22 protein-coding genes and 1 pseudogene are annotated in these 23,659 nt (G+C 35.9%); 21 read left to right on the top strand and 2 right to left on the bottom strand.

Annotation, left to right across the window (positions count from 1 at the left end):
• Positions 1 to 26 precede the first annotated feature (26 nt).
• From M014_RS0122605 to M014_RS27425, 11 genes and pseudogenes are all read left to right on the top strand, one after another.
• Complete coding sequence (locus M014_RS0122605; RefSeq protein WP_026593720.1) at positions 27 to 341, top strand: thioredoxin family protein; 315 nt, start codon at positions 27 to 29, stop codon at positions 339 to 341.
• A 79-nt stretch (positions 342 to 420) separates the two neighbouring features.
• The gene (locus M014_RS0122600; protein WP_026593719.1) at positions 421 to 1,233 is read left to right on the top strand and encodes a DUF1444 domain-containing protein; all 813 of its coding nucleotides are present in this window, start codon (positions 421 to 423) and stop codon (positions 1,231 to 1,233) included.
• Entirely contained in the window at positions 1,230 to 1,844 is a 615-nt protein-coding gene (gene ytpR / locus M014_RS0122595; protein ID WP_026593718.1) for a YtpR family tRNA-binding protein, read from the top strand. The genes M014_RS0122600 and ytpR overlap by 4 nt, the downstream gene beginning before the upstream one ends.
• Positions 1,845 to 2,079: 235 nt before the next feature.
• The gene (locus M014_RS0122590) at positions 2,080 to 3,027 is read left to right on the top strand and encodes an N-acetylmuramoyl-L-alanine amidase (protein ID WP_026593717.1); all 948 of its coding nucleotides are present in this window, start codon (positions 2,080 to 2,082) and stop codon (positions 3,025 to 3,027) included.
• Positions 3,028 to 3,074: 47 nt separating this feature from the next.
• Positions 3,075 to 3,242 (top strand): annotated as a pseudogene (locus tag M014_RS28815) (aminoglycoside phosphotransferase); the annotation flags it as partial.
• A gap of 531 nt (positions 3,243 to 3,773) precedes the next feature.
• Positions 3,774 to 7,520 carry a DNA translocase FtsK gene (locus M014_RS0122580; protein WP_026593716.1) on the top strand — a complete coding sequence of 1,249 codons (3,747 nt, stop codon included), beginning with the start codon at positions 3,774 to 3,776 and terminating at the stop codon, positions 7,518 to 7,520.
• Positions 7,521 to 7,580: 60 nt separating this feature from the next.
• Complete coding sequence (locus M014_RS0122575; protein ID WP_026593715.1) at positions 7,581 to 8,699, top strand: nicotinate phosphoribosyltransferase; 1,119 nt, start codon at positions 7,581 to 7,583, stop codon at positions 8,697 to 8,699.
• A gap of 251 nt (positions 8,700 to 8,950) precedes the next feature.
• A complete protein-coding gene (murC, locus tag M014_RS0122570) occupies positions 8,951 to 10,261 on the top strand; it encodes a UDP-N-acetylmuramate--L-alanine ligase (RefSeq protein WP_026593714.1) in 1,311 nt (436 codons plus the stop codon).
• Between the two features lie 119 nt (positions 10,262 to 10,380).
• Positions 10,381 to 10,929 (top strand): GNAT family N-acetyltransferase, encoded by a 549-nt coding sequence (locus M014_RS0122565; RefSeq protein ID WP_026593713.1) that lies wholly within the window; start codon positions 10,381 to 10,383, stop codon positions 10,927 to 10,929.
• Complete coding sequence (locus M014_RS0122560) at positions 10,926 to 11,417, top strand: GNAT family N-acetyltransferase (RefSeq protein ID WP_026593712.1); 492 nt, start codon at positions 10,926 to 10,928, stop codon at positions 11,415 to 11,417. The genes M014_RS0122565 and M014_RS0122560 overlap by 4 nt, the downstream gene beginning before the upstream one ends.
• Positions 11,418 to 11,448: 31 nt before the next feature.
• A complete protein-coding gene (locus M014_RS27425) occupies positions 11,449 to 11,640 on the top strand; it encodes a hypothetical protein (RefSeq protein ID WP_035415693.1) in 192 nt (63 codons plus the stop codon).
• A gap of 137 nt (positions 11,641 to 11,777) precedes the next feature.
• Here the strand turns inward: M014_RS27425 and M014_RS0122550 are convergent, their stop codons facing one another.
• Positions 11,778 to 12,893, bottom strand: coding sequence for an aminopeptidase (locus M014_RS0122550; RefSeq protein WP_026593711.1), 1,116 nt, complete (start codon positions 12,891 to 12,893; stop codon positions 11,778 to 11,780).
• 143 nt (positions 12,894 to 13,036) lie between these two features.
• On the opposite strand from M014_RS0122550, the gene M014_RS0122545 reads away from it, so the two are divergent.
• The 8 genes from M014_RS0122545 to M014_RS0122510 all read left to right on the top strand — a co-directional run bounded on the left by M014_RS0122545 (position 13,037) and on the right by M014_RS0122510 (position 20,652).
• Complete coding sequence (locus M014_RS0122545) at positions 13,037 to 13,585, top strand: DUF948 domain-containing protein (RefSeq protein ID WP_035415657.1); 549 nt, start codon at positions 13,037 to 13,039, stop codon at positions 13,583 to 13,585.
• Position 13,586: 1 nt separating this feature from the next.
• Complete coding sequence (gene ytxJ / locus M014_RS0122540) at positions 13,587 to 13,913, top strand: bacillithiol system redox-active protein YtxJ (protein WP_026593709.1); 327 nt, start codon at positions 13,587 to 13,589, stop codon at positions 13,911 to 13,913.
• 291 nt (positions 13,914 to 14,204) lie between these two features.
• On the top strand, positions 14,205 to 15,275 hold the full coding sequence (locus M014_RS0122535) for a bifunctional 3-deoxy-7-phosphoheptulonate synthase/chorismate mutase (RefSeq protein ID WP_026593708.1): 1,071 nt from the start codon (positions 14,205 to 14,207) through the stop codon (positions 15,273 to 15,275).
• 272 nt (positions 15,276 to 15,547) lie between these two features.
• On the top strand, positions 15,548 to 16,546 hold the full coding sequence (ccpA, locus tag M014_RS0122530; protein WP_026593707.1) for a catabolite control protein A: 999 nt from the start codon (positions 15,548 to 15,550) through the stop codon (positions 16,544 to 16,546).
• A 519-nt stretch (positions 16,547 to 17,065) separates the two neighbouring features.
• Positions 17,066 to 17,377 carry a hypothetical protein gene (locus M014_RS0122525; RefSeq protein WP_026593706.1) on the top strand — a complete coding sequence of 104 codons (312 nt, stop codon included), beginning with the start codon at positions 17,066 to 17,068 and terminating at the stop codon, positions 17,375 to 17,377.
• Positions 17,378 to 17,449: 72 nt separating this feature from the next.
• Positions 17,450 to 19,480 (top strand): hypothetical protein, encoded by a 2,031-nt coding sequence (locus tag M014_RS0122520; RefSeq protein ID WP_026593705.1) that lies wholly within the window; start codon positions 17,450 to 17,452, stop codon positions 19,478 to 19,480.
• A 2-nt stretch (positions 19,481 to 19,482) separates the two neighbouring features.
• A complete protein-coding gene (locus M014_RS0122515) occupies positions 19,483 to 20,130 on the top strand; it encodes a putative bacteriocin export ABC transporter (protein ID WP_026593704.1) in 648 nt (215 codons plus the stop codon).
• Between the two features lie 249 nt (positions 20,131 to 20,379).
• The gene (locus M014_RS0122510) at positions 20,380 to 20,652 is read left to right on the top strand and encodes a DUF3917 domain-containing protein (RefSeq protein ID WP_026593703.1); all 273 of its coding nucleotides are present in this window, start codon (positions 20,380 to 20,382) and stop codon (positions 20,650 to 20,652) included.
• Between the two features lie 50 nt (positions 20,653 to 20,702).
• Here the strand turns inward: M014_RS0122510 and mscL are convergent, their stop codons facing one another.
• Positions 20,703 to 21,101: a large conductance mechanosensitive channel protein MscL gene (gene mscL, locus M014_RS0122505; protein WP_026593702.1), complete on the bottom strand. Its 399-nt coding sequence runs from the start codon at positions 21,099 to 21,101 to the stop codon at positions 20,703 to 20,705.
• A gap of 267 nt (positions 21,102 to 21,368) precedes the next feature.
• On the opposite strand from mscL, the gene M014_RS0122500 reads away from it, so the two are divergent.
• Both M014_RS0122500 and M014_RS0122495 read left to right on the top strand, forming a co-directional pair.
• The gene (locus M014_RS0122500) at positions 21,369 to 22,826 is read left to right on the top strand and encodes a sensor histidine kinase (RefSeq protein WP_026593701.1); all 1,458 of its coding nucleotides are present in this window, start codon (positions 21,369 to 21,371) and stop codon (positions 22,824 to 22,826) included.
• A gap of 1 nt (position 22,827) precedes the next feature.
• Complete coding sequence (locus tag M014_RS0122495) at positions 22,828 to 23,517, top strand: response regulator transcription factor (RefSeq protein WP_035415654.1); 690 nt, start codon at positions 22,828 to 22,830, stop codon at positions 23,515 to 23,517.
• Positions 23,518 to 23,659: the final 142 nt, after the last annotated feature.

The following is a 23,659-nucleotide window of genomic DNA, read 5'->3' as shown; positions in this document are numbered from 1 at the left end:
ACACTTCGTTAGAGGAGGAAATATAGATGAAATCATTAGAAAGCATGGAGCAATTCCAAGAACTAAAAAATGAAGGGAACGTTATTTTTATGTTCTCAGCAGAATGGTGTCCAGATTGCCGTTTTGTTGACCCATTTATGCCAGAAGTAGAAGAGAAATATAGCGATTTCTCATTCTACTATGTAGATCGTGATGAATTTATTGATCTATGTGTAAAATTAGACGTATTTGGCATTCCGAGCTTTGTAGCGTACAATAAAGGAGAAGAAACTGGGCGCTATGTAAACAAAGATCGTAAAACACAAGAACAAATCGAAGCGTTTATTGAAGGTTTAAAATAAGGCGATCAGCCAATTAAATTGTAAAAACAACCTCTACCTTCGCGGGGGAGGTTGTTTTTTTGGAAGGGAGGCAAACGAGATGAAAATGACAAGCAAAAAAATGAAAGAAGCACTAATGAACAGGCTAGTTCGTCCAGAATGGGACTTTCATTATGATACCGAAAAAGATGTGCTTCGTATTGAACAAAAGGATACGAAGAAGGGAATTAATGTATCGCTTCCAGGAGTTGTAGCAAAATGGGAAGTCAAAAAAGAAGTAGCGATTGAAGATGTCGTCTATTACGTACAAGAGGCATTAGTTGCGATGCATAAAGAAGAAAGTAGCACAGCAAAAATTCTGCCGGTAATTCGCTCTACATCTTTCCAGAAACAAGCGGAAGAAGGCAATCCCTTTATCATGACAGATCATACAGCAGAAACGCGCATTTATTATGCATTAGACTCTAATAAAACATATCGATTAATTGATGAGCGTTTATTACAAAAGCTAGGACTTACTGAGCAGCAAGTACGTGAAATGGCATTGTTTAATGTCCGCTCATTAAGCTATACATTTAAACAAGATGAAGTGGCTGGGAATACATTTTATTTTTTAAACACAAATGATGGCTATGATGCGAGTCGTATTTTAAATGAATCGCTATTACAATCGATGCGCGAGAAGATTTCAGGTGACATGGTGGTGGCTGTTCCGCATCAAGATGTATTAATTGTTGCTGATATCGTCAACGAAATCGGTTATGATATTATTGCACAAATGACAATGAAGTTTTTTGCCGAAGGTCATGTTCCGATCACATCACTTTCATTCGTATATGAAGATGGCAACTTTGAACCAATCTTTATTTTAGCGAAGAATCGGAAGAAGACAAATGGAAAAGAGAAAGGATGAACATAGTGAACGTTTTTTATAACCTTGAAGGAATTGGCGACACATTAATCGTTGCCTTACAAGATATTACATTAGAAAACCGTACATTTGACCGCAAAGGAGATGTTGCTCGCGTTTATGATCGTGAAAGCAACGTAACAGGAGGATTTAACATCTTTAATGCGTCTTCTTATGTAGAAGTAAAAGAAACTGGGAACATTACTTTAACAACTGAGCTTGTAGAAAAAATCAATGACATTTTAGCGAAAAACGGCTTTGAAGAAAAAGTAGAAGCAGACCTTACGCCAAAATTTGTTGTTGGCTATGTAGCTGAAAAAGAAAAACATCCAAATGCAGATAAATTAAACATTTGTAAGGTAGAAATCGGTACAGATACATTACAAATCGTATGTGGTGCACCAAACGTTGATGCGGGACAAAAAGTTGTTGTTGCAAAAATCGGCGCTGTAATGCCAAGTGGTATGTTAATTAAACCAGCCGAGCTTCGCGGTGTTCCATCTTCTGGAATGATTTGCTCTGCACGTGAATTAGAGCTTCCAGATGCTCCTCAGGAAAAAGGGATTCTTGTACTAGAAGATAGATATGAAGTTGGACAAGAGTTTAAATTTTAATTGATATAGAAAAAGTGGCCTCATTATAAAATGAGGCTATTTTTTTTGGCTTAAATATTCTTATATTGTAACGCTTTTCCTAAAAATCCATGTTGTATTTCAAAAACAAATTAGTTAAAATTTAGAAAAAATAGAAGGCAAGAATATATGAAACAACATCCAAAAGTGAAAGAACTTCTGGGGCTTTATGTTGAAAAATTTGTAGAGTATGCACAAAATAGATGGGAGAGAAACGATGAAATATATAAAAATGATGTGTGCAGTTATATTACTTGGAATATATATGAGCGCATGCTCGAAGGAACAAGAACAGAAAACATCATCTCCTGTACAAGAAGAGAATAAAAAAGTTGTAGAACAAAAGAAAGAAGCACCAATAGAGAAGCAACCTGAGGAAAAAGAGAAGAAAGCAGAAACAGAATTACCGGTGGGACAAAATGGAGACCAAGAGAAAAAAGTTGAACAAGAGCCACCTGTGGAGCAAAGTAAAGAACAATTGCCGCCAGCTGAACAAACTGAAGCAAAAACAGATGCTGAGAAAAAACAAGGAAAGTTTCTTATTGTGATTGATCCAGGGCATCAAGAGAAAGCAAATTTAAATTTAGAACCAATTGGTCCAGGTGCAACTGAGAAAAAATATAAAGTGACTGATGGAACGACAGGTGTTGTGACGAAAAAGAGAGAATCCGCTCTTACACTTGAAGCTGCTTTTATATTAAAAGAGAAGCTTGAAGCAAAAGGCATGCAAGTACTTATGACAAGGACAACACATGATGTTGATATAAGTAACAAAGAGCGAGCTACATTCGCGAATGAGCATCAAGCAAATGTATTTTTACGCCTTCATGCAGATGGATCTGAAAACCAGGCACAAAAGGGTTTTGCTGTGTTGACGCCAGCCGAAGGAAATCAATATACAAAAGATATTTATGCAGAAAGTTTACAAGTTTCTCAGATTATCGTGGAGAAAATGAAAGAAAATAGTCAGGTGAAAGTAAATGGGATTAAGTTTCGTGATGATCTTTCTGGTTTCAACTGGTCAAAGGTTCCAGGAGTTTTACTTGAGCTAGGGTTTATGTCGAATCCTGAAGAAGATCAAAAACTATCAGATAAGCAATATTTAGAAGCTTTACTGCAAAGTGTAACGGAGAGTATAGAAGAATATCGGAAGAGTAAAGTTTAGGTATATATTAAGCAGTTCAGATAACATAGAGAAACTGTATAAAATAAAGAGTTAAATTGTTTTTTGAATTCTACGGTGAGGATATGGAAGAAGAGTATTTGGAGATAGTATTGCTACGATTAGAAGGGGGATGTAAATACATGAAAAGAAAAGCAAAAGAAGGCGATATAAATTTTCAAAAGATGATAGATGAAGGGCACCTTGAACATTATTAAAATGATATTAAATTCATTCGTGAACATGGAAAAGAGTGGATTTAATGAAATAAGTCGTATACAAAAGTAAAGCTCAAAGTCATATAGGGACTTTGAGCTTTTTTTGCGTGTTATTTACTACGCCAATTAACCCGTGAATGAATATGTTATGTAGCTCGTTATTTTAGATTTTCTCCACAATAACTGAACTACTTATATATAAATATAGATGAAAACATTTCTTTTTGTTTAGAAGAGGTTAGTACCTTGTTTTGCTCCATGCCGAGTGAAACCAAAAGGAGAAAACAAGTGTAGGTCTTCTTTTATCCTGCATTAAAGAGCAGCAAGACCTCTGCCTCAGGATTCAAAGAGAAACAAGGAGGATAGGTCTGGGATGAAGAAAATCCTAACTGATTAAAGTATCACTTTATATTGTACTTACTGAAAACTGGAATATGATGGACAAAAGGCAAGGGCGTAATTTTACCTGCACTTTTTGCTGAATGCTGATACAATAAAGGATGTTACTATTTAGTAGAAAGAGTGGTAAGCATGTTAGATTGGATGAAAAAGCTGTTTAACAAAGAGGAACATCAAGAAGAAAAAACAGCGGTGAATAAAGAAGTACCGAAGAACACTGAAAGTAAGTCGAAACGTCCTCGTGTAAACCACTACACTGAAGCAAGAGAAGCGCAAATGGCTAGTCGAAATTCAGGTGTGAAATGTCGATTTCCGTTAGTGCCTGATGATGGATTTGATGAGGAGAATGTGGAAGAATCAACACATGTTGAAGAATCAGCATATGTTGAAGAGCAGCCACTGCCGAGAGTAATAAACGTGGAGAGGCGCGGGCCGAGATATGTAGAAGAACCAATCCATACATTTGCCCCTCAACAAGTTGAACAAGAAATTGAGCCAAAGCCTTTCATACCAAAAAAATCTGTGCCAACACAAGAAAGCAATCGAAGACCATTTCGCCCAACAGAGATGATTTCACCGATCTTTGGATATAAACGTCCGTCTATGGAGAAAGAAGAGGTGAAGACGGAAGAAAAAAGGCAGGAAGATCTTGAAATATCGGTTGAAGGAAAATCGGTCGTCGATGCATGGCTAGAGAAAAAAGGATACTCACTGGCGAATTTATCAGACGAATCTTTTATTCCTTCAAAGGAACGAGAGCAAAGCTTTGATGATGATCGACAACAAGAAAGTAAAAAAGAAGAAAAATCCGTTGTTGATCAGTGGCTAGAGAAAAATGGTTATGATTCTGAACGTTCATTTACTGCGGTAGAGGAGAAAGAAAAGACGGATGTTTCTCCAGACTCTCGTCCATTTGCAACGGATGGCTTGTTACATAAAGCAGTTGGACAGGATAACAAGAAGGAAGAACATGCTCTTCATAACGGACAGGTAGTTGGACAAGAGCCAGATGTAGTGGTGTTATCACAAGATGATATCGGAGAAAATGAAGAATCTCTACAAAATCAATTACAAGACTCTATTGTCAAGAACATCAATACAACGTCAATGGAAGAGATTGAATATAAGAAAGAAACAGAAGAACAGCTAGTAGAGAACACTGTTTTAACAGAATGTGTTATTGAAGAAGCAGAACCAGCGACTGAAGTAGAAGAAGAGGAAGAAGCAGAACCAGCGACTGAAGTAGAAGAAGAGGAAGAAGCAGAACCAGCGACTGAAGTAGAAGAAGAGGAAGAAGCAGAACCAGCAGCTGAAGTAGAAGAAGAGGAAGAAGCAGAACCAGCGGTTGAAGTAGAAGAAGAGGAAGAAGAAGCAGAACCAGCGGCTGAAGTAGAAGAAGAGGAAGAAGCAGAACCAGCGGTTGAAGTAGAAGAAGTGAAAGAAGCAGAACCAGCGGCTGAAGTAGAAGAAGAGGAAGAAGTTGAACCAGCACTGGAAGTTAAAGCAGAGGAAGAAGCTGACATAGCAGAAGCAACTGCTCAAGTAGTAGTTGAAGAACCAGCAGAACCACAGAAGGTTGTTTCTAAAGTAGAAAATGATATTTGTGAAACATCTTTAGCAGCAGAAGAGCACACGAAGGAAGCTGTTCAAAGCTTTGCAAATGTATTAATTGAAGAAGCAGAAGAAAAGCAAGAAGTGACTGTAGAAAAGCCCGTTGAGAAAACTGTAGAACCAAAACGTGAGAAAAAGCGTCATGTGCCGTTTAATGTTGTGATGTTAAAACAAGATAGAAGAAAGTTGATGGAGAGACAGGTGGCAGGAATGAAAACGCCGCAGACTCCTGTACAACAAGTAGAAGAAGCATCACAAAGAAACGAACAACTAATGCAGCAAGTTGTAGTGGAACCGCAAATGGAAGAGAGACCAACGCAGCAAGTTGTAGTGGAACCGCAAATGGAAGAGAGACCAGTGCAGCAAGTTGTAGTGGAACCGCAAGCGGAAGAGAGACCAACGCAGCAAGTTGTAGTGGAACCGCAAATGGAAGAGAGAGCAATGCAGCAAGTTGTAGTGGAACCGCAAGCGGAAGAGAGACCAACGCAGCAAGTTGTAGCGGAACCGCAAATGGAAGAGAGACCAGTGCAGCAAGTTGTAGTGGAACCGCAAGCGGAAGAGAGACCAACGCAGCAAGTTGTAGCGGGACCAGAAGTAGAAGAGAGACCAACGCAGCAAGTTGTAGTGGAACCGCAAGCGGAAGAGAGACCAACGCAGCAAGTTGTAGCGGAACCGCAAATGGAAGAGAGAGCAATGCAGCAGGTTGTAGCGGGACCACAAGTAACAGAGAAGCCAGTTCAGCAACCGGAAGTGAAGGTACCTGTTGCAAATGCAGGAGTACAAGAAAAAGCATATGTTGTAGCTAAAAGAGAAAATGATATGCGTAATGTGCTGCAAACACCGCCTGAATATACAATGCCACCATTAACCTTGTTGACGATTCCAACTCAAGCAACATTGGATAATACAGAATGGTTAGACGAACAGAAAGAATTATTGGATACGACGTTTAATAATTTCCATGTTGGGGCTCAGGTTATCAATGTTTCACAAGGACCGGCTGTAACTCGCTTTGAAGTACAACCAGACCCAGGAGTGAAAGTAAATAAAATTACAAACTTAAGCGATGATATTAAGTTAAGTTTAGCAGCAAAAGATATTCGAATTGAAGCGCCGATTCCAGGGAAAAGTGCAATTGGAATTGAGGTTCCAAATAAAGAGAGTAAGCCAGTATTTCTAAGAGAAATCTTGAGAAGTCCTGTGTTCACGAAGAGTGAATCACCGCTTACAGTTGCACTTGGACTTGATATTTCTGGAGCGCCGATTGTAACGGATATTAGGAAGATGCCACATGGACTGATTGCTGGTGCGACTGGTTCAGGAAAAAGTGTGTGCATTAACGCGATTTTAACAAGTATTTTATATAAAGCGAAACCGCATGAAGTGAAATTGATGTTGATTGATCCGAAAATGGTTGAGCTTGCGCCATATAATTCTGTTCCACATCTTGTAGCACCTGTTATTACAGATGTAAAAGCAGCTACAGGGGCGTTAAAATGGGCTGTAGAAGAAATGGAGCGCCGTTATGAATTGTTTGCCCATGCTGGTGCACGTGATTTAACTCGTTATAATACAATTGTGAGTGAGCGAGAAGTTCCAGGGGAGACATTGCCATATATCGTCATTGTAATTGATGAGTTAGCGGATTTAATGATGGTTGCACCTGGTGATGTTGAGGAAGCGATTTGTCGTATCGCTCAAAAAGCGCGTGCTTGTGGTATTCACTTATTAGTTGCAACGCAGCGTCCGTCTGTGGATGTTATTACAGGGTTAATTAAATCAAACATTCCAACGCGTATTGCGTTTACAGTATCATCTCAAGTGGATTCCCGTACAATTATTGATATTGGGGGCGCGGAAAAATTACTTGGCCGCGGTGATATGTTATTTTTAGGAAACGGTACGTCTAAACCAGTTCGTGTGCAAGGGGTATACGTATCGGATGATGAAATTGAAAAAACGGTTGACCATGTGAAAAAGCAAATGAAGCCGAACTATTTATTTAAGCAAGAAGATTTATTGGCGAAAACAGAGCAACATGAGGCTGAAGATGAACTGTTTTTTGATGCATGTCAGTTTGTTGTAGAACAAGGGGGAGCGTCCACATCTTCTGTACAGAGAAAATTCCGCATCGGTTATAATCGCGCGGCACGTCTTATTGAAGAGATGGAAGCACAAGGAATTATTTCCGAAGCAAGGGGAACAAAACCGAGAGATGTCCTTATTTCAGAGGATGAGTTTGCTGCGATGCAGGAAACGAATGTATAGGAAGTGGTTTTGCTGTATACTAAGAGAAAATGTTGGATAGTAAAGTAGGGAGTAAACGAAATGAAAGAAATTGAATTAAAATTAAAAGGTGAAATCAATCGACTAACAAATAAAACATTTAAATTTGATGAACGAGTTGGAGAAGGCTGGTTTTCTGCCGTTTACTTTTTAAAAACTCGTGATATTATTCAAGAATTTCGCCCAAAAAGTATTGTAACAATGCAATTTTTCCAGAAAGAGCATGCGGTACTTTGCGGAACAGATGAAGTAATCGCATTGTTACAAACGTTTGCTACACATCCTGAAGAACTTGAAATTCATTCTTTAAAGGATGGTGACAATATTAATCCATTTGAAACAGTTTTAACAATTACAGGGCCTTATGAATATTTCGGGTTTTTAGAAGGTGTAATTGATGGGATTTTAGCTCGTCGTACATCTGTTGCAACAAATGTGTATAATGTTGTACAGGCTGCTCGCAGCGGTGAAAAAGAAAAACCTGTTATTTTCATGGGAGACCGTGATGATCATTATACACAGCAAGCTGGTGATGGGTATGCTGCGTATATTGGTGGTATGAGCGCACAAGCAACGCATGCAATGAATGAATGGTGGGGCAAAAGTGGAATGGGGACAATGCCTCACGCGTTAATTCAAATGTTTAATGGAGACGTTGTAGAAGCTGCAAAGGCGTATCATAAAAAGTTTCCAGAGGATGATTTAGTTGTACTGATTGACTACAACAATGATGTTATTACAGATGGGCTTCGCGTTGCACGCGAATTTGGTTCAGAATTAAAAGGTGTACGCATCGATACATCACGTACAATGATTGATCAATATTTCATTCGTCATCCAGAAGTGCTTGGAACATTTGACCCACGTGGTGTCAATCCATCACTTGTTTTCGCTCTTCGTAAAGCGCTCGATGAGGAAGGATTCCAGCATGTAGATATTGTTGTAACTGGTGGATTTGATGAAAAGCGTATTCGTGAATTTGAAGCGCAAAATGTTCCTGTGGATCTATACGGAGTAGGGAGCAGTTTATTAAAAATGAACATTGGTTTTACAGGTGATAATGTAGAATTAAATGGAAAACCAGAAGCAAAAGCTGGACGCAAATATCGTCCAAACCCACGTTTAGAACGTGTTCAATTAGAAAAAAGAGAAGATATGTAAGAAACAGAAAAACTGATAGGTGATTGACCCTATCAGTTTTTCTGTTATCATAGTATAACGGATTGTTTTTTGCTATAATAAGTTTGTTGTGGACATATAAGAAGTACGTACGTGTTTATCCTGATTGGCGAGAGCTGATGAAAGTTCCGCTGTATCAAAAATGTATGATGATTACCAAAATAAGAAAAGATTCATATACTGTCTTATAGATAGGCCGTTGTATTAGTTCGAAATGTTGGAGGTTCTTTAAGATGACAGTTTACCATTTTGTAGGAATTAAAGGAACAGGAATGAGTTCATTAGCACAAATTCTTCATGATATGAAGCATACTGTTCAGGGTTCTGATTTTGAAAAACGTTTCTTTACACAAGTTGCTTTGGAAAAGCGTGGTATCTCCATCCTTCCTTTTGATAATAATAATGTAAAAGAAGGACAAGTGATTATCGCAGGAAACGCGTTCCCTGATACGCATGAAGAGATTGTAGCAGCGAAAGAATTAAATATTCCAGTACATCGTTACCATCACTTTTTAGGGGATCTTATGAGTAAGTATACAAGTGTTGCTGTAACAGGTGCACATGGAAAAACATCAACAACTGGTTTGTTAGCCCATGTAATGCAAGGTGCACACCCGACGTCTTACCTTATTGGAGATGGAACAGGGCATGGGGTAGAAAATAGTAAGTATTTTGTGTTTGAGGCATGTGAATATCGTCGCCATTTCTTGTCGTACTATCCAGACTATGCAATTATGACAAATATTGATTTTGACCATCCAGACTACTTTACAGACATCAATGATGTATTTAGTGCATTCCAAGAGATGGCACTTCAAGTGAAAAAAGGAATTATTGCATGTGGTGATGATGAAGAACTTCAAAAAATTCAAGCGAAAGTACCTGTTATTTTCTATGGATTTGGTGAAGATAATGATTTCCAAGCTCGTAACATTCAAAAGAGAACAGATGGCACTGTATTTGATGTGTTTGTTCGTAATACGTATTATGAAACATTCAAAATTACAGGATACGGCAATCACAGCGTATTAAATGCATTAGCAGTTATTGCGCTTTGTCATTATGAAAATGTTGATGTAGAAGCAGTGAAACATCAATTAACAACCTTTGAAGGTGTAAAACGTCGCTTTAATGAAAAGCCGATGGGAGAACAAGTCATCATTGATGATTATGCGCACCATCCAACAGAAATTAACGCAACGATTGAAGCGGCTCGTCAAAAACATCCAGAGCGTGAAATTGTCGCTGTATTCCAGCCGCACACATTCTCACGTACAGAAAAGTTCTTAGATGAGTTCGCAGAAAGTCTAAGCAAGGCTGATCAAGTATACTTATGTGATATTTTCGGATCAGCACGTGAAAACAAAGGTGAATTAACGATTCAAGACCTGCAACAACGCATTGATGGTGCAGAATTGATTACAGATACAACAACGGATGTATTAAAGAAACATAAAAACGGCGTTCTTATTTTCATGGGCGCAGGCGACATCCAAAAATTCGAAGCAGCTTATGTGAAAGAAGTGCAAGTTGCAGAGAAGTAATAAGGAGGAGACGTGCAGCGGTGGTTGCACGTCTTTTTTTGTTTCTATAGCGAATGTGGGTTAACAGATTCTTCGAAAAAATGTTAGAATAATAAGAAAATAAAAAAGGGGATGGAGAAATGTTCACACTTCGAGTCGATGATGAAATTGAACTTCAATTACTAGAAAAACATCATAAAGAGGAACTATATCAATTAATTGATGAAAACCGTAATCATTTAAGAAGGTGGCTTCCATGGGTGGATGGGACAAAATCTGCTGATGCGTATGATGAAATTTTTCCAATGTGGCTAAAGAAATTTGCAGAGGGAGACGGTTTTGAGAGCGGTATACGTTATAAAGGAAAGCTTGTTGGGATGGTAGGTATTCATCCAGTGACCTGGAGCAAGAAAGCGACGAGCCTTGGATATTACCTTGCAGAAGATGCAGGAGGAAAAGGGATTATGACGCGAAGTGTAAAGGCTGTACTTCGCTATGCGTTTGAAGAATTAAAATTGAATAAAATAGAAATACGTTGTGGGGTAGAGAATCAAAAAAGTCGTGCGATTCCAGAACGTCTTGCTTTTCAATTAGACGGCATTCTGCGTGAGGAAGAATGGCTGTATGACCATTTTCATGACATTGCTGTATACAGTGTACTAGCTTCAGAATGGGAGAAAATCCGATGAACGATTCGATTTGTATTACTCCGTATGAGAGTAAGTTTCAAAGTGAAGTAGTGGGTCTCATTGTTCACATTCAGCAAAAAGAGTACAATGTGCCAATTACGAAAGAAGAGCAGCCTGATTTATTAGAAATAGAAAAGTTTTATCAAAGGGATAATGGGGATTTTTGGGTAGCGACGTATAAAGGGAAAGTTGTGGGAACAATAGCTTTATTAGATATTGGAAACAATCAAGTAGCTTTAAGAAAAATGTTTGTGAAGAAAGAATTTCGCGGGAAGATGTGGAAGACAGCAAGTTTGTTACTACAAACAGCAATTTCTTGGGCAAAGGAAAAGAACTTAGAAACTATCTATTTAGGAACAACAGTCCAGTTTTTAGCGGCGCATCGCTTCTACGAAAAAAATGGATTCCAAAGTGTGAGTGTGGAAGAGTTACCGAGGAATTTCCCAATACTTGAAGTGGATAAAATATTTTACAAATATCCTCTTTAATTAATAGGATAATTAGGAAAGGGGTGATGATATGAGCTTTCCTATCCAAAGAAGCAAGCCTATAATGATTTTTGTAAGTGTGATGTTGATTCTTATGGTTGCTTTGCCAGTTGGAATGCTCATTGTAAACAAAGAAAACTGGGGATCAGCACGAATTGGGATGGCCTTTGTAGGCATTTTAGCAGTTGTACTTTTGTTTTATTACCATTTTCGTCAAATTTGAAGCAAATGGTAGGAAGTAGAGAAATAATATCGCTTTTTTTAATATATCGACCGTCTCTCGCAATATATCGATAACATGGACTATTCGACAAAACAAGTGAAAAAAGCTCTCCTGTCAAAGGAAGAGCTCTTTTTCACTTATTTTAAGTTCTCAGGATTTAAAGCTTCTAATTCAGATACAACGAAGCGTCCGTCTTTACGGATTAATACATCGTCGAAGTAAATTTCACCGCCGCCGTATTCAGGACGTTGGATACATACTAAATCCCAGTGGATGTTAGAGTTGTTGCCGTTCCATGCATCGTCGTAAGCTTGTCCAGGAGTGAAGTGGAAGCTACCATCAATTTTTTCATCGAATAGGATGTCGCCCATTGGATGTAAGATGTATGGGTTTACGCCGATTGCAAATTCACCAACGTAGCGTGCGCCTTCATCTGTATCGAAAATTTTGTTAATGCGTTCTGTATCGTTTGCAGTTGCTTCAACAATCTGTCCATTTTTAAATGTAAGTTGTACGTTTTCAAATGTATAGCCGTTATATGGTGACGGTGTGTTGTAAGAAACTGTACCGTTAACAGAATCGCGAACTGGTGCAGAGTATACTTCACCGTCTGGAATATTTAAATGACCAGAGCATTTAATAGCTGGAATGTCTTTAATAGAGAATGTTAAGTCAGTTCCAGGACCAACAAGGTGAACTTTATCTGTTTTGTTCATAAGTTCAACAAGGTTATCCATTGCTTTGTCCATTTTACCGTAATCTAAGTTACATACTTCAAAGTAGAAGTCTTCGAATGCTTCTGTGCTCATTTTTGCAAGCTGTGCCATAGATGCATTTGGATAGCGAAGAACGACCCAGCGAGTTTTCGGAACGCGAATGTCTCTATGAACTTTTTTGCCAACTGTTTGACCGTGGATTTTCATGCGTTCACTTGGAACGTCAGCCTGTTCATTAATGTTATCACCAGAGCGAAGGCCGATGTAAGCGTCCATATCTTTCATTACGCTTGCTTCATAGGCAGCGATTTGCTCGAAGTGTTCTTCAGTAGCACCCATTAATAAAGAGCGATCAACTTGATGGTCTTTCAATGAAACGAATGGGAAACCACCAGCTGCATATGCCTCTTTCACAAGTGCAGTTACAAGTTCTTTTTGCAAGCCAAAGTTTTCAATCAATACTTTTTCGCCTTTTTGTAGGCGAATGGAGTAGTTAATTAAATTATACGCTAACTTTTCAATACGTGGGTCTTTCATATGTAAAAGCCTCCCTACTAATTATGTATCCTTTCTTATTGTAACCTACTTAGTGGAATTTGTTGAATAATTTATGTTACAGTTAACAAACAAGTATGAAAATTCTAATGAAAATGTAAGGGTTAGAACGAAACGGAAAATGATTGTATAATAGGAGAAAGTATGAAAAATATAAAGGAAGTGATGAAATGCAAGTTCTTTTATATGTAAGTGCAGCTATTATCGCAGTTGCTTTTGCTATATTAGTGGTATATGTATGTAGAACACTACTATCAGTTCAGAAGACATTAGAAAACGTTGCAGGTACACTAGAAGGCTTAGAAAAGCAAATGCAAGGAATAAGCGTAGAGACGGAGCAATTATTACATAAGACGAACGCGTTAGCTGATGATATTCAGCAGAAATCTCAGTCGTTAAATAAAGTAGTAGAAGGCGTAGATGGAATTGGAACGACAATTCATTCTTTAAATACGAAACTTCGCAATGTATCAGATTCTGTAACAAATGAAATTGAGAATAATGCAGACAAAGTTGCGCAAGTTGTACAATGGAGTAGCGCAGCGATTGAAGTGTATAATCATTTTCGAGCTACTAGACAAGAAAAAAAACTAGAAAAAGCAGAGAAGAAGTTAGAGAAGGTAGAGAAAAAAGAGAAGCGCTCTAGACTTCCAATTCGTATGAGAGGTGAATAACATGGACATGACAAAAATCGAAACAATGGAAGAGTTTGAAGCATTAGTAGAAACAGCGGAACCATATATTCTTTTTAAACATAGTATAACGTGTCCAATTAGCCAAGGAGCGTATGCTGAATTTGAGGCATATTGTCATGATGAAAAAGAAACGCCTGCTTACTATTTATACGTGCAAGATGCAAGAGATGTTTCGAATCGTATCGCAGAGCATTTTGGTGTTAAACATGAGTCACCACAAGTATTATACATAAAAGATGGTATGGCGGTATGGCATACATCCCATTGGAATATTAAGAAGCAAACTTTAGAAGAGAATGTGAAGTAGGAAGAAGGAAGAAGCAAGCGTAGATGCTTGTTTCTTTTTTTAGGATTTATAATTAGCAATCATAAACTTGATGTATCTAACGATAAATTCGACTTTAGGAATCAATAATGAAGTTATATAAAAGCCATATAAAAAAGTTGTGGAGCATATTTTCTTTAAGTGAAAGAGAACGATTTTACCTGTAGTGTATATCATGTGACAACCTAACATCTATCGGATATAATAAATTATCTTAACTACGATAATAAGGTAATTTCATATATATACAACTTTGAAAGAGGTGGCTATCTTATGGCATCACAAGAATTAGATCTTTTACGTTCTCAAATTGATCAAATAAACCTACAAATTTTAGAATTACTAAACGAGAGAGGTCGTCTTGTTCAAGAGGTCGGTAAATTAAAAGAAGTGCAAGGTGTGAAACGATTTGATCCTGTACGTGAGCGTAATATGCTTGATTTAATCGCTGAGAAGAATGATGGGCCGTTTGAAACATCGACTCTTCAACATATTTTCAAACAAATTTTTCAAACAGGTTTAGAATTACAAGAAGATGATCACCGTAAAGCGCTTCTTGTTTCACGTAAGAGAAAATCAGAAGATACAATTGTTGATATAAAAGGTGAAAAAATTGGTGATGGCAATCCGCATTTTATTATGGGACCATGTGCGGTGGAAAGTTACGAGCAAGTGCGCCTAGTTGCTGAAGCAATGAAGGAGCACGGATTAAAGCTAATGCGCGGCGGTGCATTCAAGCCTCGTACATCTCCTTATGATTTCCAAGGTCTTGGCTTAGAGGGCTTGAAGATTTTACGTCAAGTGGCGGATGAATATGATTTAGCGGTTATTAGTGAAATTTTAAATCCAAATGATATTGAAATGGCATTAGATTATGTTGATGTGATTCAAATTGGAGCTCGTAATATGCAAAACTTTGAATTACTTAAAGCGGCAGGATCGGTGAACAAACCAGTATTATTAAAGCGTGGTTTATCAGCAACGATTGAAGAGTTTATGTATGCAGCAGAATATATTATCGCACAAGGTAACGGAGAGATTATTTTATGTGAGCGCGGCATCCGAACTTATGAAAAGGCAACACGTAATACGCTAGATATTTCCGCTGTGCCTATTTTGAAGAAAGAAACACATTTACCTGTCGTAGTGGATGTAACACACTCTACAGGGCGACGTGACCTCTTATTACCAACTGCAAAAGCAGCGATGGCAATTGGTGCTGATGCGGTTATGGCTGAAGTACACCCAGACCCAGCTGTTGCATTATCAGATTCAGCGCAGCAAATGGATATTCCAGAATTCAATGAGTTTATGAAAGAGCTAAAAGCATTTCGTGCTAGATAATCAGAAGTGCTTATAAGGTCTATGCGATACTTGTTGCATAGACTTTTTTGCGGGAAATATCCTTTTTTACATGAAAAATACGAAAATAGGAGAAAAGAAGCGAATTTTTTCGAAACTTTTGCGGGAAAATATTGTATGAGCCTGTATTTTTATCGTATCATTAGTAAAAGGACTCGGGAGTGACATCTTCAAATAGAGTTGATGTCTTTTTTTCATTTAAGTGAACCGATACATAAGGATAGATAATATATATAGAAGGAGTGTGTGAAGAGATGAACGTAACAATCTATGATGTAGCGCGCGAAGCAAACGTTTCGATGGCAACCGTATCACGTGTTGTAAACGGTAATCCGAATGTAAAGCCTACAACAAGAAAGAAAGTATTAGAAGCAATTGATCGTTTAGGGTATCGCCCAAATGCAGTAGCACGTGGACTAGCAAGTAAAAAGACAACAACAGTAGGTGTTATTATTCCAGATATCTCTAATACGTTTTATGCAGAACTTGCACGTGGAATCGAAGATATCGCAACAATGTACAAATATAACATCATTTTAAGTAACTCTGACCAAAATAGAGAAAAAGAATTTCATTTATTAAATACAATGCTTGGTAAACAAGTGGATGGTATTGTATTCATGGGTGAAGATATTACAGATACGCATGTAGAAGAATTTAAAAAGTCTCCAGTACCAATCGTCTTAGCAGCATCATTTGATGAGGAAAATGAAACATCATCAGTAAATATTGATTATACACAAGCTGCTTATGATGCAATGAAGCATTTCCTAGAACAAGGCCATAAGCGTATCGGTTTCGTATCAGGTCCTTACATTGATAAAGCGGGAAGTGCAAAGAAATTACAAGGTTACAAAAAAGCTTTAGAAGAAGTAGGTATCGCTTATGATGAAAATCTTGTAATTGATGGAGATTACACATACGATTCAGGTCTAGAAGCATTTGAAAAGCTTTGGGAACTTGATGAAAAACCAACAGCAATCTTTGTATCTTCAGATGAAATGGCACTAGGTGTAATTCATGCAGCACAAGACGTTGGTTTAAACGTCCCAGAAGATGTAGAAGTACTTGGTTTTGACAACACACGTCTTGCGTTAATGGTACGCCCGCAACTTTCAACAGTTGTACAACCAATGTATGACATCGGTGCAGTAGCAATGCGTCTGTTAACAAAATATATGAATAAAGAAAAAGTAGAAGATCATACAGTTATCTTACCTCATCGTATTCAATTTAGAGATTCAACGAAGTAAGAATAGGAAAACTCACAGCGTGGTGCTGTGAGTTTTTTTATTATCCATGCTTCCTTTTATAAATGATACTAGCTTACGATGGAAGTCGATATGTAATCGATGAGACCATTGATAATGGAGATATGTTGGAATTCTGCGTAGGACATGTTTTCATACATTTCAGGTTGAAAAACATTCATTTTGTTCTTTTAACGTTTTATTGTATTAGATTGGATTGGGGTCACAAGTGAAAAGTATATTACAACAATGATTAGTGAAATTTATGCCTTTTGGAACGATTCTCTCACGGGTGGAATGATATCTTAATATAATACTGAAAAGAAAACTTGGAAATAAAAATGCTATCGTATCTATTTTTTGTAAGGTTTTTATTAGAATATTTTAGTTTACACGTGCTTTGTCAATATTTGTTCTATTGAGAAAAGTTGTATTTTCCATTTTTAGAAAAAAATCACAAATTTTGAAATTATGTTATATTGAGTGCGGGGAAAAGGGACAATAAATATAGGGGTGGATACGATGAAAAAAATGAATCGAGTTATCATTGCGTTTTTAACAATCATTACGTTTGCAATCCCGGTAGGAATTGTTTCGGCAGCATCAGTAGCGAATGGGGAGTTAATTTATAAAGGCGGACAAACAGATTCAAAAGTATACTCTGATATTAGAGATGCGATACCTACTAATAATAATAAATATATGGTATGGGCAGCTGTAAAAGTTTGTGGCAACACATATTCATCTGGATGGAAAGCAGATCAAGCCTATAAAGATGCGGACAGAAAATGGTATTGTGATGAAACTTCACATTACGATTATTATAAAAGATAATATTTAAAAATTTTTGCCCTTTTCCCTTCCTAACAATACTTTCGGATTGAATATGATGTGCAGGAGGATAGTATGAAAAAACTATTGTTTATCTTTCTAATTGGGCAGCTATTTCTGCTATCTTATATATTTAATAAATCTGTTTATGATATATATGAGTTGAATAATTTAGGAGATTCATCTCTTGATGGTTACATTGTAGAAGATGTTTCAGGGCATAAATTGAACGAGTTATATGAGAAAATGAATTCGGCATGCTTGTCGAATAATACGTGTCAATTACAACTCGTTAAAACACCTGTATCTAAGCATAATGAGTTTATTTATGATATATATCATAGTCAAGAAAAAGATATAAATAAGCCGAAATCAATTTCATCTGATACAGTTTTAAATTATCACCCATTAACAAAAGAAGATTTTGTTGATAGTAATGGCGTGTTTTATACGAATTTATCATTGGATCGATTAAATGATTTATCAAAGGCAATAGGAATTACTATTAACCCGTATCATAATGATATTGCTTATAGTCAAATTGTTACATACAATGTTTTAAACTTTGTCATTCTCTTTATACTGACACAATTGGTTTTAGTGATTTACACATTTACAAGAATCAAAGTAAATGCGATTAAAAAGATGCTCGGTTATTCGAAATTTAAAATGGTACAAGCGTCATTAAAAGATTTTATAGTGATGGAAAGCGTGATACTTGTTATTACGTTAGGTGTTCATTTTCTATATTATGTATTCGTTGGTAGCGTTGTATCACGTTATTTTTATTTATTGTTAGTGTTTTTAGTACTAGTGATCGTAATAAATGTTGTCATGTTACTATTTACGCAAATTAGTTTAAGATTTATCGATATAAATTTGATGATAAAGAACAAAGTATATTCGAACAGATTAAATTATATTTTATATGTAATTAAAATCCTGCTAATATTATCTATCACAGTTTCGGTTTCCTCGTTTATCTCGAATTACAGAGAATATAAAGCTAAGTCGAGAGATTTAGAGCGTTATACGAAATTAGAGGGGTATTTTACATCGAATGGCTTTAACTCTAATGAGGATGAAAAAGCACGCAAAAATCCGAAAATAATCGCAGAATATGGTGATGCTGTTCAGAAAATGTATCGTCATTTTGATGAACAAGAAAAGTTATACGTGAGTGATGCTTACATTCTCGAATTATTAAAACCAACATATTTAGAAATGAACGGATTAACAAAAGAGGATTTATATACTTCTATAAAAGATAATTACATAGTAGTTAATGAAAGATATATAAATGATTTTATGAAAATTAAGAATGAAACAGGAGCGAAAATAACAAATTTCCATGTAACAAAACCTACTATCCTGGTGCCAACTAAGTATAAGTCCGAGGAATCAAAAATTAAAAAGATGTATATTGAACAATACAATCAGTTGCTGAACTATAATGAAAATTTTGGAATTCCTAAATCCGACTCGAAGAACATTGATAATGTAGAAGTTATCTACATTGCTAATAATCAAGAACATGAATTGTTAGGTAAAAATATGTCTGAAGATGATTCTGATATGAAACTTAAAGATACAATTATTATGATCGATCAAGGAAACTTTGGTAGCTTATATTATTATGATCAGTTAAGTTCGGGTAACGTTTATTTTCATTTAAACCAAAGAGATGAATTTAACCAAATACTTGCGAAGCATCATTTGAATAAACTCGTAAATGTTGGCACGCTGTTAACGCCTTATATGGATAAAGTGCATTTTGTAGAATTTATTATGTACAATTCTTTAGTCTTTACGTCACTATTCTTATTCACATTAATCTTTGTAATTTGTATTTCAAATTATGTGGATATCATATCGAATAGTAAAAGGTACGCAATTCAATATATGTATGGCTATAGTATAATGAAAACATTTAAATTACATTTGATCGTATATGCGATGTTGCTAAGTATGATCGTTATGAATATATTTATAGAATTTAACGTTCCTTTCTATATTTGCATACTCGTAATAGATTTTATTGTTTTATTATATTTATACAAAAAGATTATTAAAAACGATATTCACAAAATCGTTAAAGGTGGATAAAGATGGAGATTATAAAACTCGTGAACGTGTCTAAAACATATGAGAAAGAAGAAGTACTCTCAAATGTTAATTTAACGGTAGAGAATGGTGAAATGATTGCAATTACTGGAGAAAGTGGAAAAGGAAAAACGACACTCTTAAATATTATTGGCTTAATTACGAAAAAAGACAAAGGGGATTTATTGTTATTTGATACAAAAAATCCGTCGATTCATTCGAAAGAAGCGATGATGTTCAGAAGAGAAAAGATAGGTTATTTATTTCAAAATTATGGGTTAGTGGATGATGAAACGGTAAAATGGAATTTAAATTTAGCCCTAGAATACAAGAAGTTAGGCAAAAAGGAGAAAATCGAAAAAATCGATGTGCTTTTGAATGAATTTAAACTATCTCATTTGAAAGAAAAAATGGTCTATCAATTAAGTGGTGGAGAGCAGCAACGAATTGCACTCATACGATTAATCCTACAAGAAAGCGATTTAATACTAGCAGACGAACCAACTGCTAGCTTAGATGCCGAAAATGAAAAAGTAATATTGCAGTATTTGGAACAATTAAATAAAAAAGGAAAAACAATCGTGGTTGTGACACATAATCAAGATATCTTACCTTATTTTTCGCGTGTCATTCGTTTACATGAATTGTCTTAAAGGAAGAAAAAAGTGCAGAGTTATGAGTGGAAACCTCCAAAACTCTGCACTTTTCTATTGCCCAACATAACTGGTTCTTTTATTTGTGTAAATAAAAATAAAGTCTTAATTATTTTCAATAAATGCCCATAGTTCATCCGTATTACACAGATTATTATCCCCTGTATTGTACATGATCCAAAATCAAATTTCCCTATAATTACGCAATGTCATGTATAATAGAAAGAAAAGGCTTGTGGGGGGGAAGAGATGATTATTCTTTGGATAATTACGCTTTGTATGACCGCTTTTTTTGCATATATGACGTTAAAACAAAATGGCCTAAAGCGCTTTGTTCCAGGAAGTATTCTTGCAGGAATTGCCCTTATCACGTATGTAGCTTCTATTTTTATTGAAAGTATTTCAGTCAATGTAAGCACGGGCCTCGTATTTGTTGCGATTACACTATTTGCAGGTTCGATTATGGTACTCGTGGTTGCTGGTATTATTTTATTCATTCATATGAATTCGGAAACGTTATAAAATATAAAGAAAGGCATGTCCCACGAGGGGCATGCCTTTTGTCCGTTCAATTATGCGTTGTCTTTTGAAGCATTTTGTTGTTTCAATAAGTCGCGAATTTCGCCAAGAAGTACTTCTTCTTTTGTTGGTTCTGGAATTTTTTCTACTTTTTCTTCTTCTTTTTTGAATGCTAGTTTATTAAATAGCTTAATGAATAAGAAGATAGAGAATGCGATGATTAAGAAATCAACAACCGTTTGAATAAACGCACCATATTTTACAACAGCGCCTCCAAATTTAAAGGAAAGCCCTGTGAAGTTTATTCCTCCAAGTAGTAATCCAACTAATGGCATGATAACATCTGCTACTAATGAAGAAACAATTTTACCAAATGCACCACCAATTACAACCCCGACAGCTAAATCCATAACATTCCCTTTTAAAGCGAACTTTTTGAATTCGTTCAACATGTGTAATACCCATCCTTTCCACGATTCAGTATAAAATTTATAATTCCTATCAACATATTCTATAGAAGTTTTTGTTAGAAATAAAGAGAAAATGGGAATGAAAGTAAATTCTGAAAAATGTATCCGTTTTATTTTATACCTTAAAATATAAATATTAATTTTTCATAAACTGCTGCTAAAATAACTATAAAATCGCTTGAGTATTCGGAAATATCTTCTTATGCTTATGAATAACATAGGAAAGTTTATAAAGTGAGGAATTGAGTCATGTCTATTAAAACAAGGTTTCTGTTGTCTTATATTGCAGTTATTTTTGTTTCAATTACTCTGTTGTTAGTTATGGGTTTTTTGATTATTTTTTCTATAACAGGGAATTTGGAGTCAGTGAAAAATTTCTATAAGAGTTCGTATATTCAAAGGCCACTGACACCAGAGGAAGAAAATGCTTTTCTTGAATTGAAATCAGCAGCTAAGCAGAATCAATCACAACTATTAGATGAAGCCATGATGCCGTCATTAGAGAAAGAAGATGTGAAAATAGTTGTAAGAAAAGGAGACGCAATTTCATATGCGTCAAAAGCAATTGGAAGTTCTAATTTAAAAGAAGCTCTTCCGAAATTTGAAGCAACGAATATTAATAGTCGTGGTACGGTTGAATTAAATGACACATTTTATCGCTACGTAAAGTTTGATTTTTATTTTCCTCATAATGAAGAAGGAAGTATATTTGTATTGAATAAGCAAAGTTCGTATGTGGAACTAACCGAAAAGCTATTTCCCATATTATTTATATCGTTATTACTGTTGGCTATTTTCATCATTGGATTATTAAGTTATTTCGTTTCAAGAAGTGTAATAAAGCCTATTCTTATATTGAAGGATGCAACTGGAAGAATTAAAGAAGGGGATTTACATTTTCAAATTCCAGTTACGTCTCATGATGAAATTGGTCAATTAAACCAAGCATTTGAAGAAATGAGGCAGAAACTAAAAGAATCAATTGAAGTGCAAGCACAATATGAAGAGAATCGAAAAGAACTTATTTCGAATATTTCCCATGATTTAAAAACACCCATTACATCTATTATTGGATATGTAGAAGGAATAAAAGATGGAGTTGCAAATACACCCGAGAAGATGAACAAATACTTAACAACAATTTATACAAAAGCAACACATATGGATATACTTATTGATGAACTCTTTTTATTTTCAAAATTAGATTTGAATCGTGTGCCATTTCAATTTGAAACGATAGAACTGTATACGTTTATGGAAGATTTAATAGAGGAAATGCGAATGGACTTGAGTAAGTATGGAATTAACTTGCACTTACAATCACTTAAAGCTTCGCAATTCTATGTAATAGCTGATCGTGAGAAAGTAAAACGAGTTATATCCAACTTAATTCATAATAGTGTGAAGTACATGGATAAACCGCAGAAAGAAATTACGGTTACATTATTAGATGAAGAGAATGCGGTAATTGTGAGAGTTACAGATAATGGATTGGGTATAGAATCTGATAAACTTCCATATATTTTTGAACGTTTTTATCGTGCAGAACAATCCCGTAATTCTAGTACAGGTGGAAGTGGACTTGGTTTAGCCATTGCAAAGCAAATTGTTGAAGAACACGGCGGAAAGATTTGGGCGGAAAGTAAATTAGGAGAAAGCACAAGTATTTTCTTCTCATTGAAAAAAGTACAGGAATGTGGTGAGTAGAGTGAAGAGGATTTTACTAATTGAAGATGAGGTAAGTATTGCAGAATTACAGCGAGATTATTTAGAGATTCATGATTTTCACGTGGATGTACAACATTCAGGTGAAACAGGATTGCAATGCGCTTTACAGGAACAATATGATCTAATTATTTTAGATATCATGCTTCCAAAAATGAATGGATTTGAAATTTGTAAACAAATACGTGCTGTGAAAGATATTCCTATTTTGCTTGTTTCAGCTAAAAAAGAAGACATCGATAAAATCCGTGGGCTTGGACTAGGGGCTGATGATTATATTACAAAGCCGTTCAGTCCAAGCGAATTAGTTGCAAGAGTAAAAGCACATATTGCCCGTTATGAAAGATTGTCTGGAAATATGATCAAGCAGAGAGATATGTTACACATACATGGGATTTCTATTGATCAACGAGCGAGAAAAGTATTCATAAACAATGAAGAAGTTGCTTTTACAACAAAAGAATTTGATTTACTTACATTTTTTGTGCTGAACCCGAATCAAGTGTTAAATAAGGAACAGTTATTTGAACGTATTTGGGGATTAGATTCAGCTGGAGATTTAGCTACAGTTGTTGTTCATGTGCGGAAGTTACGTGAAAAAATTGAAAGAGATCCTGCTAATCCGCAATATATTGAAACGGTGTGGGGAGCTGGATATCGCTTTAACGTATAGTGAACCTGTCAAAGTATTGACAGGTTTTTTATGTTTAAGGGAAGTAAGGTCAACAGAATTAAAAATATATTACCTTTATTTAATCTTTTTTTAAGAATTTATTTATTGGCAATTTATACTTGCCATCTACTATAGGTATCAC

Origin of the sequence: Bacillus sp. UNC437CL72CviS29, assembly GCF_000482345.1 — a bacterium.
Classification (GTDB): domain Bacteria; phylum Bacillota; class Bacilli; order Bacillales; family Bacillaceae_G; genus Bacillus_A; species Bacillus_A arachidis.
Note: the sequence above shows the minus strand (reverse complement) of the source record. Positions and strands in the feature narration are given on the sequence as shown.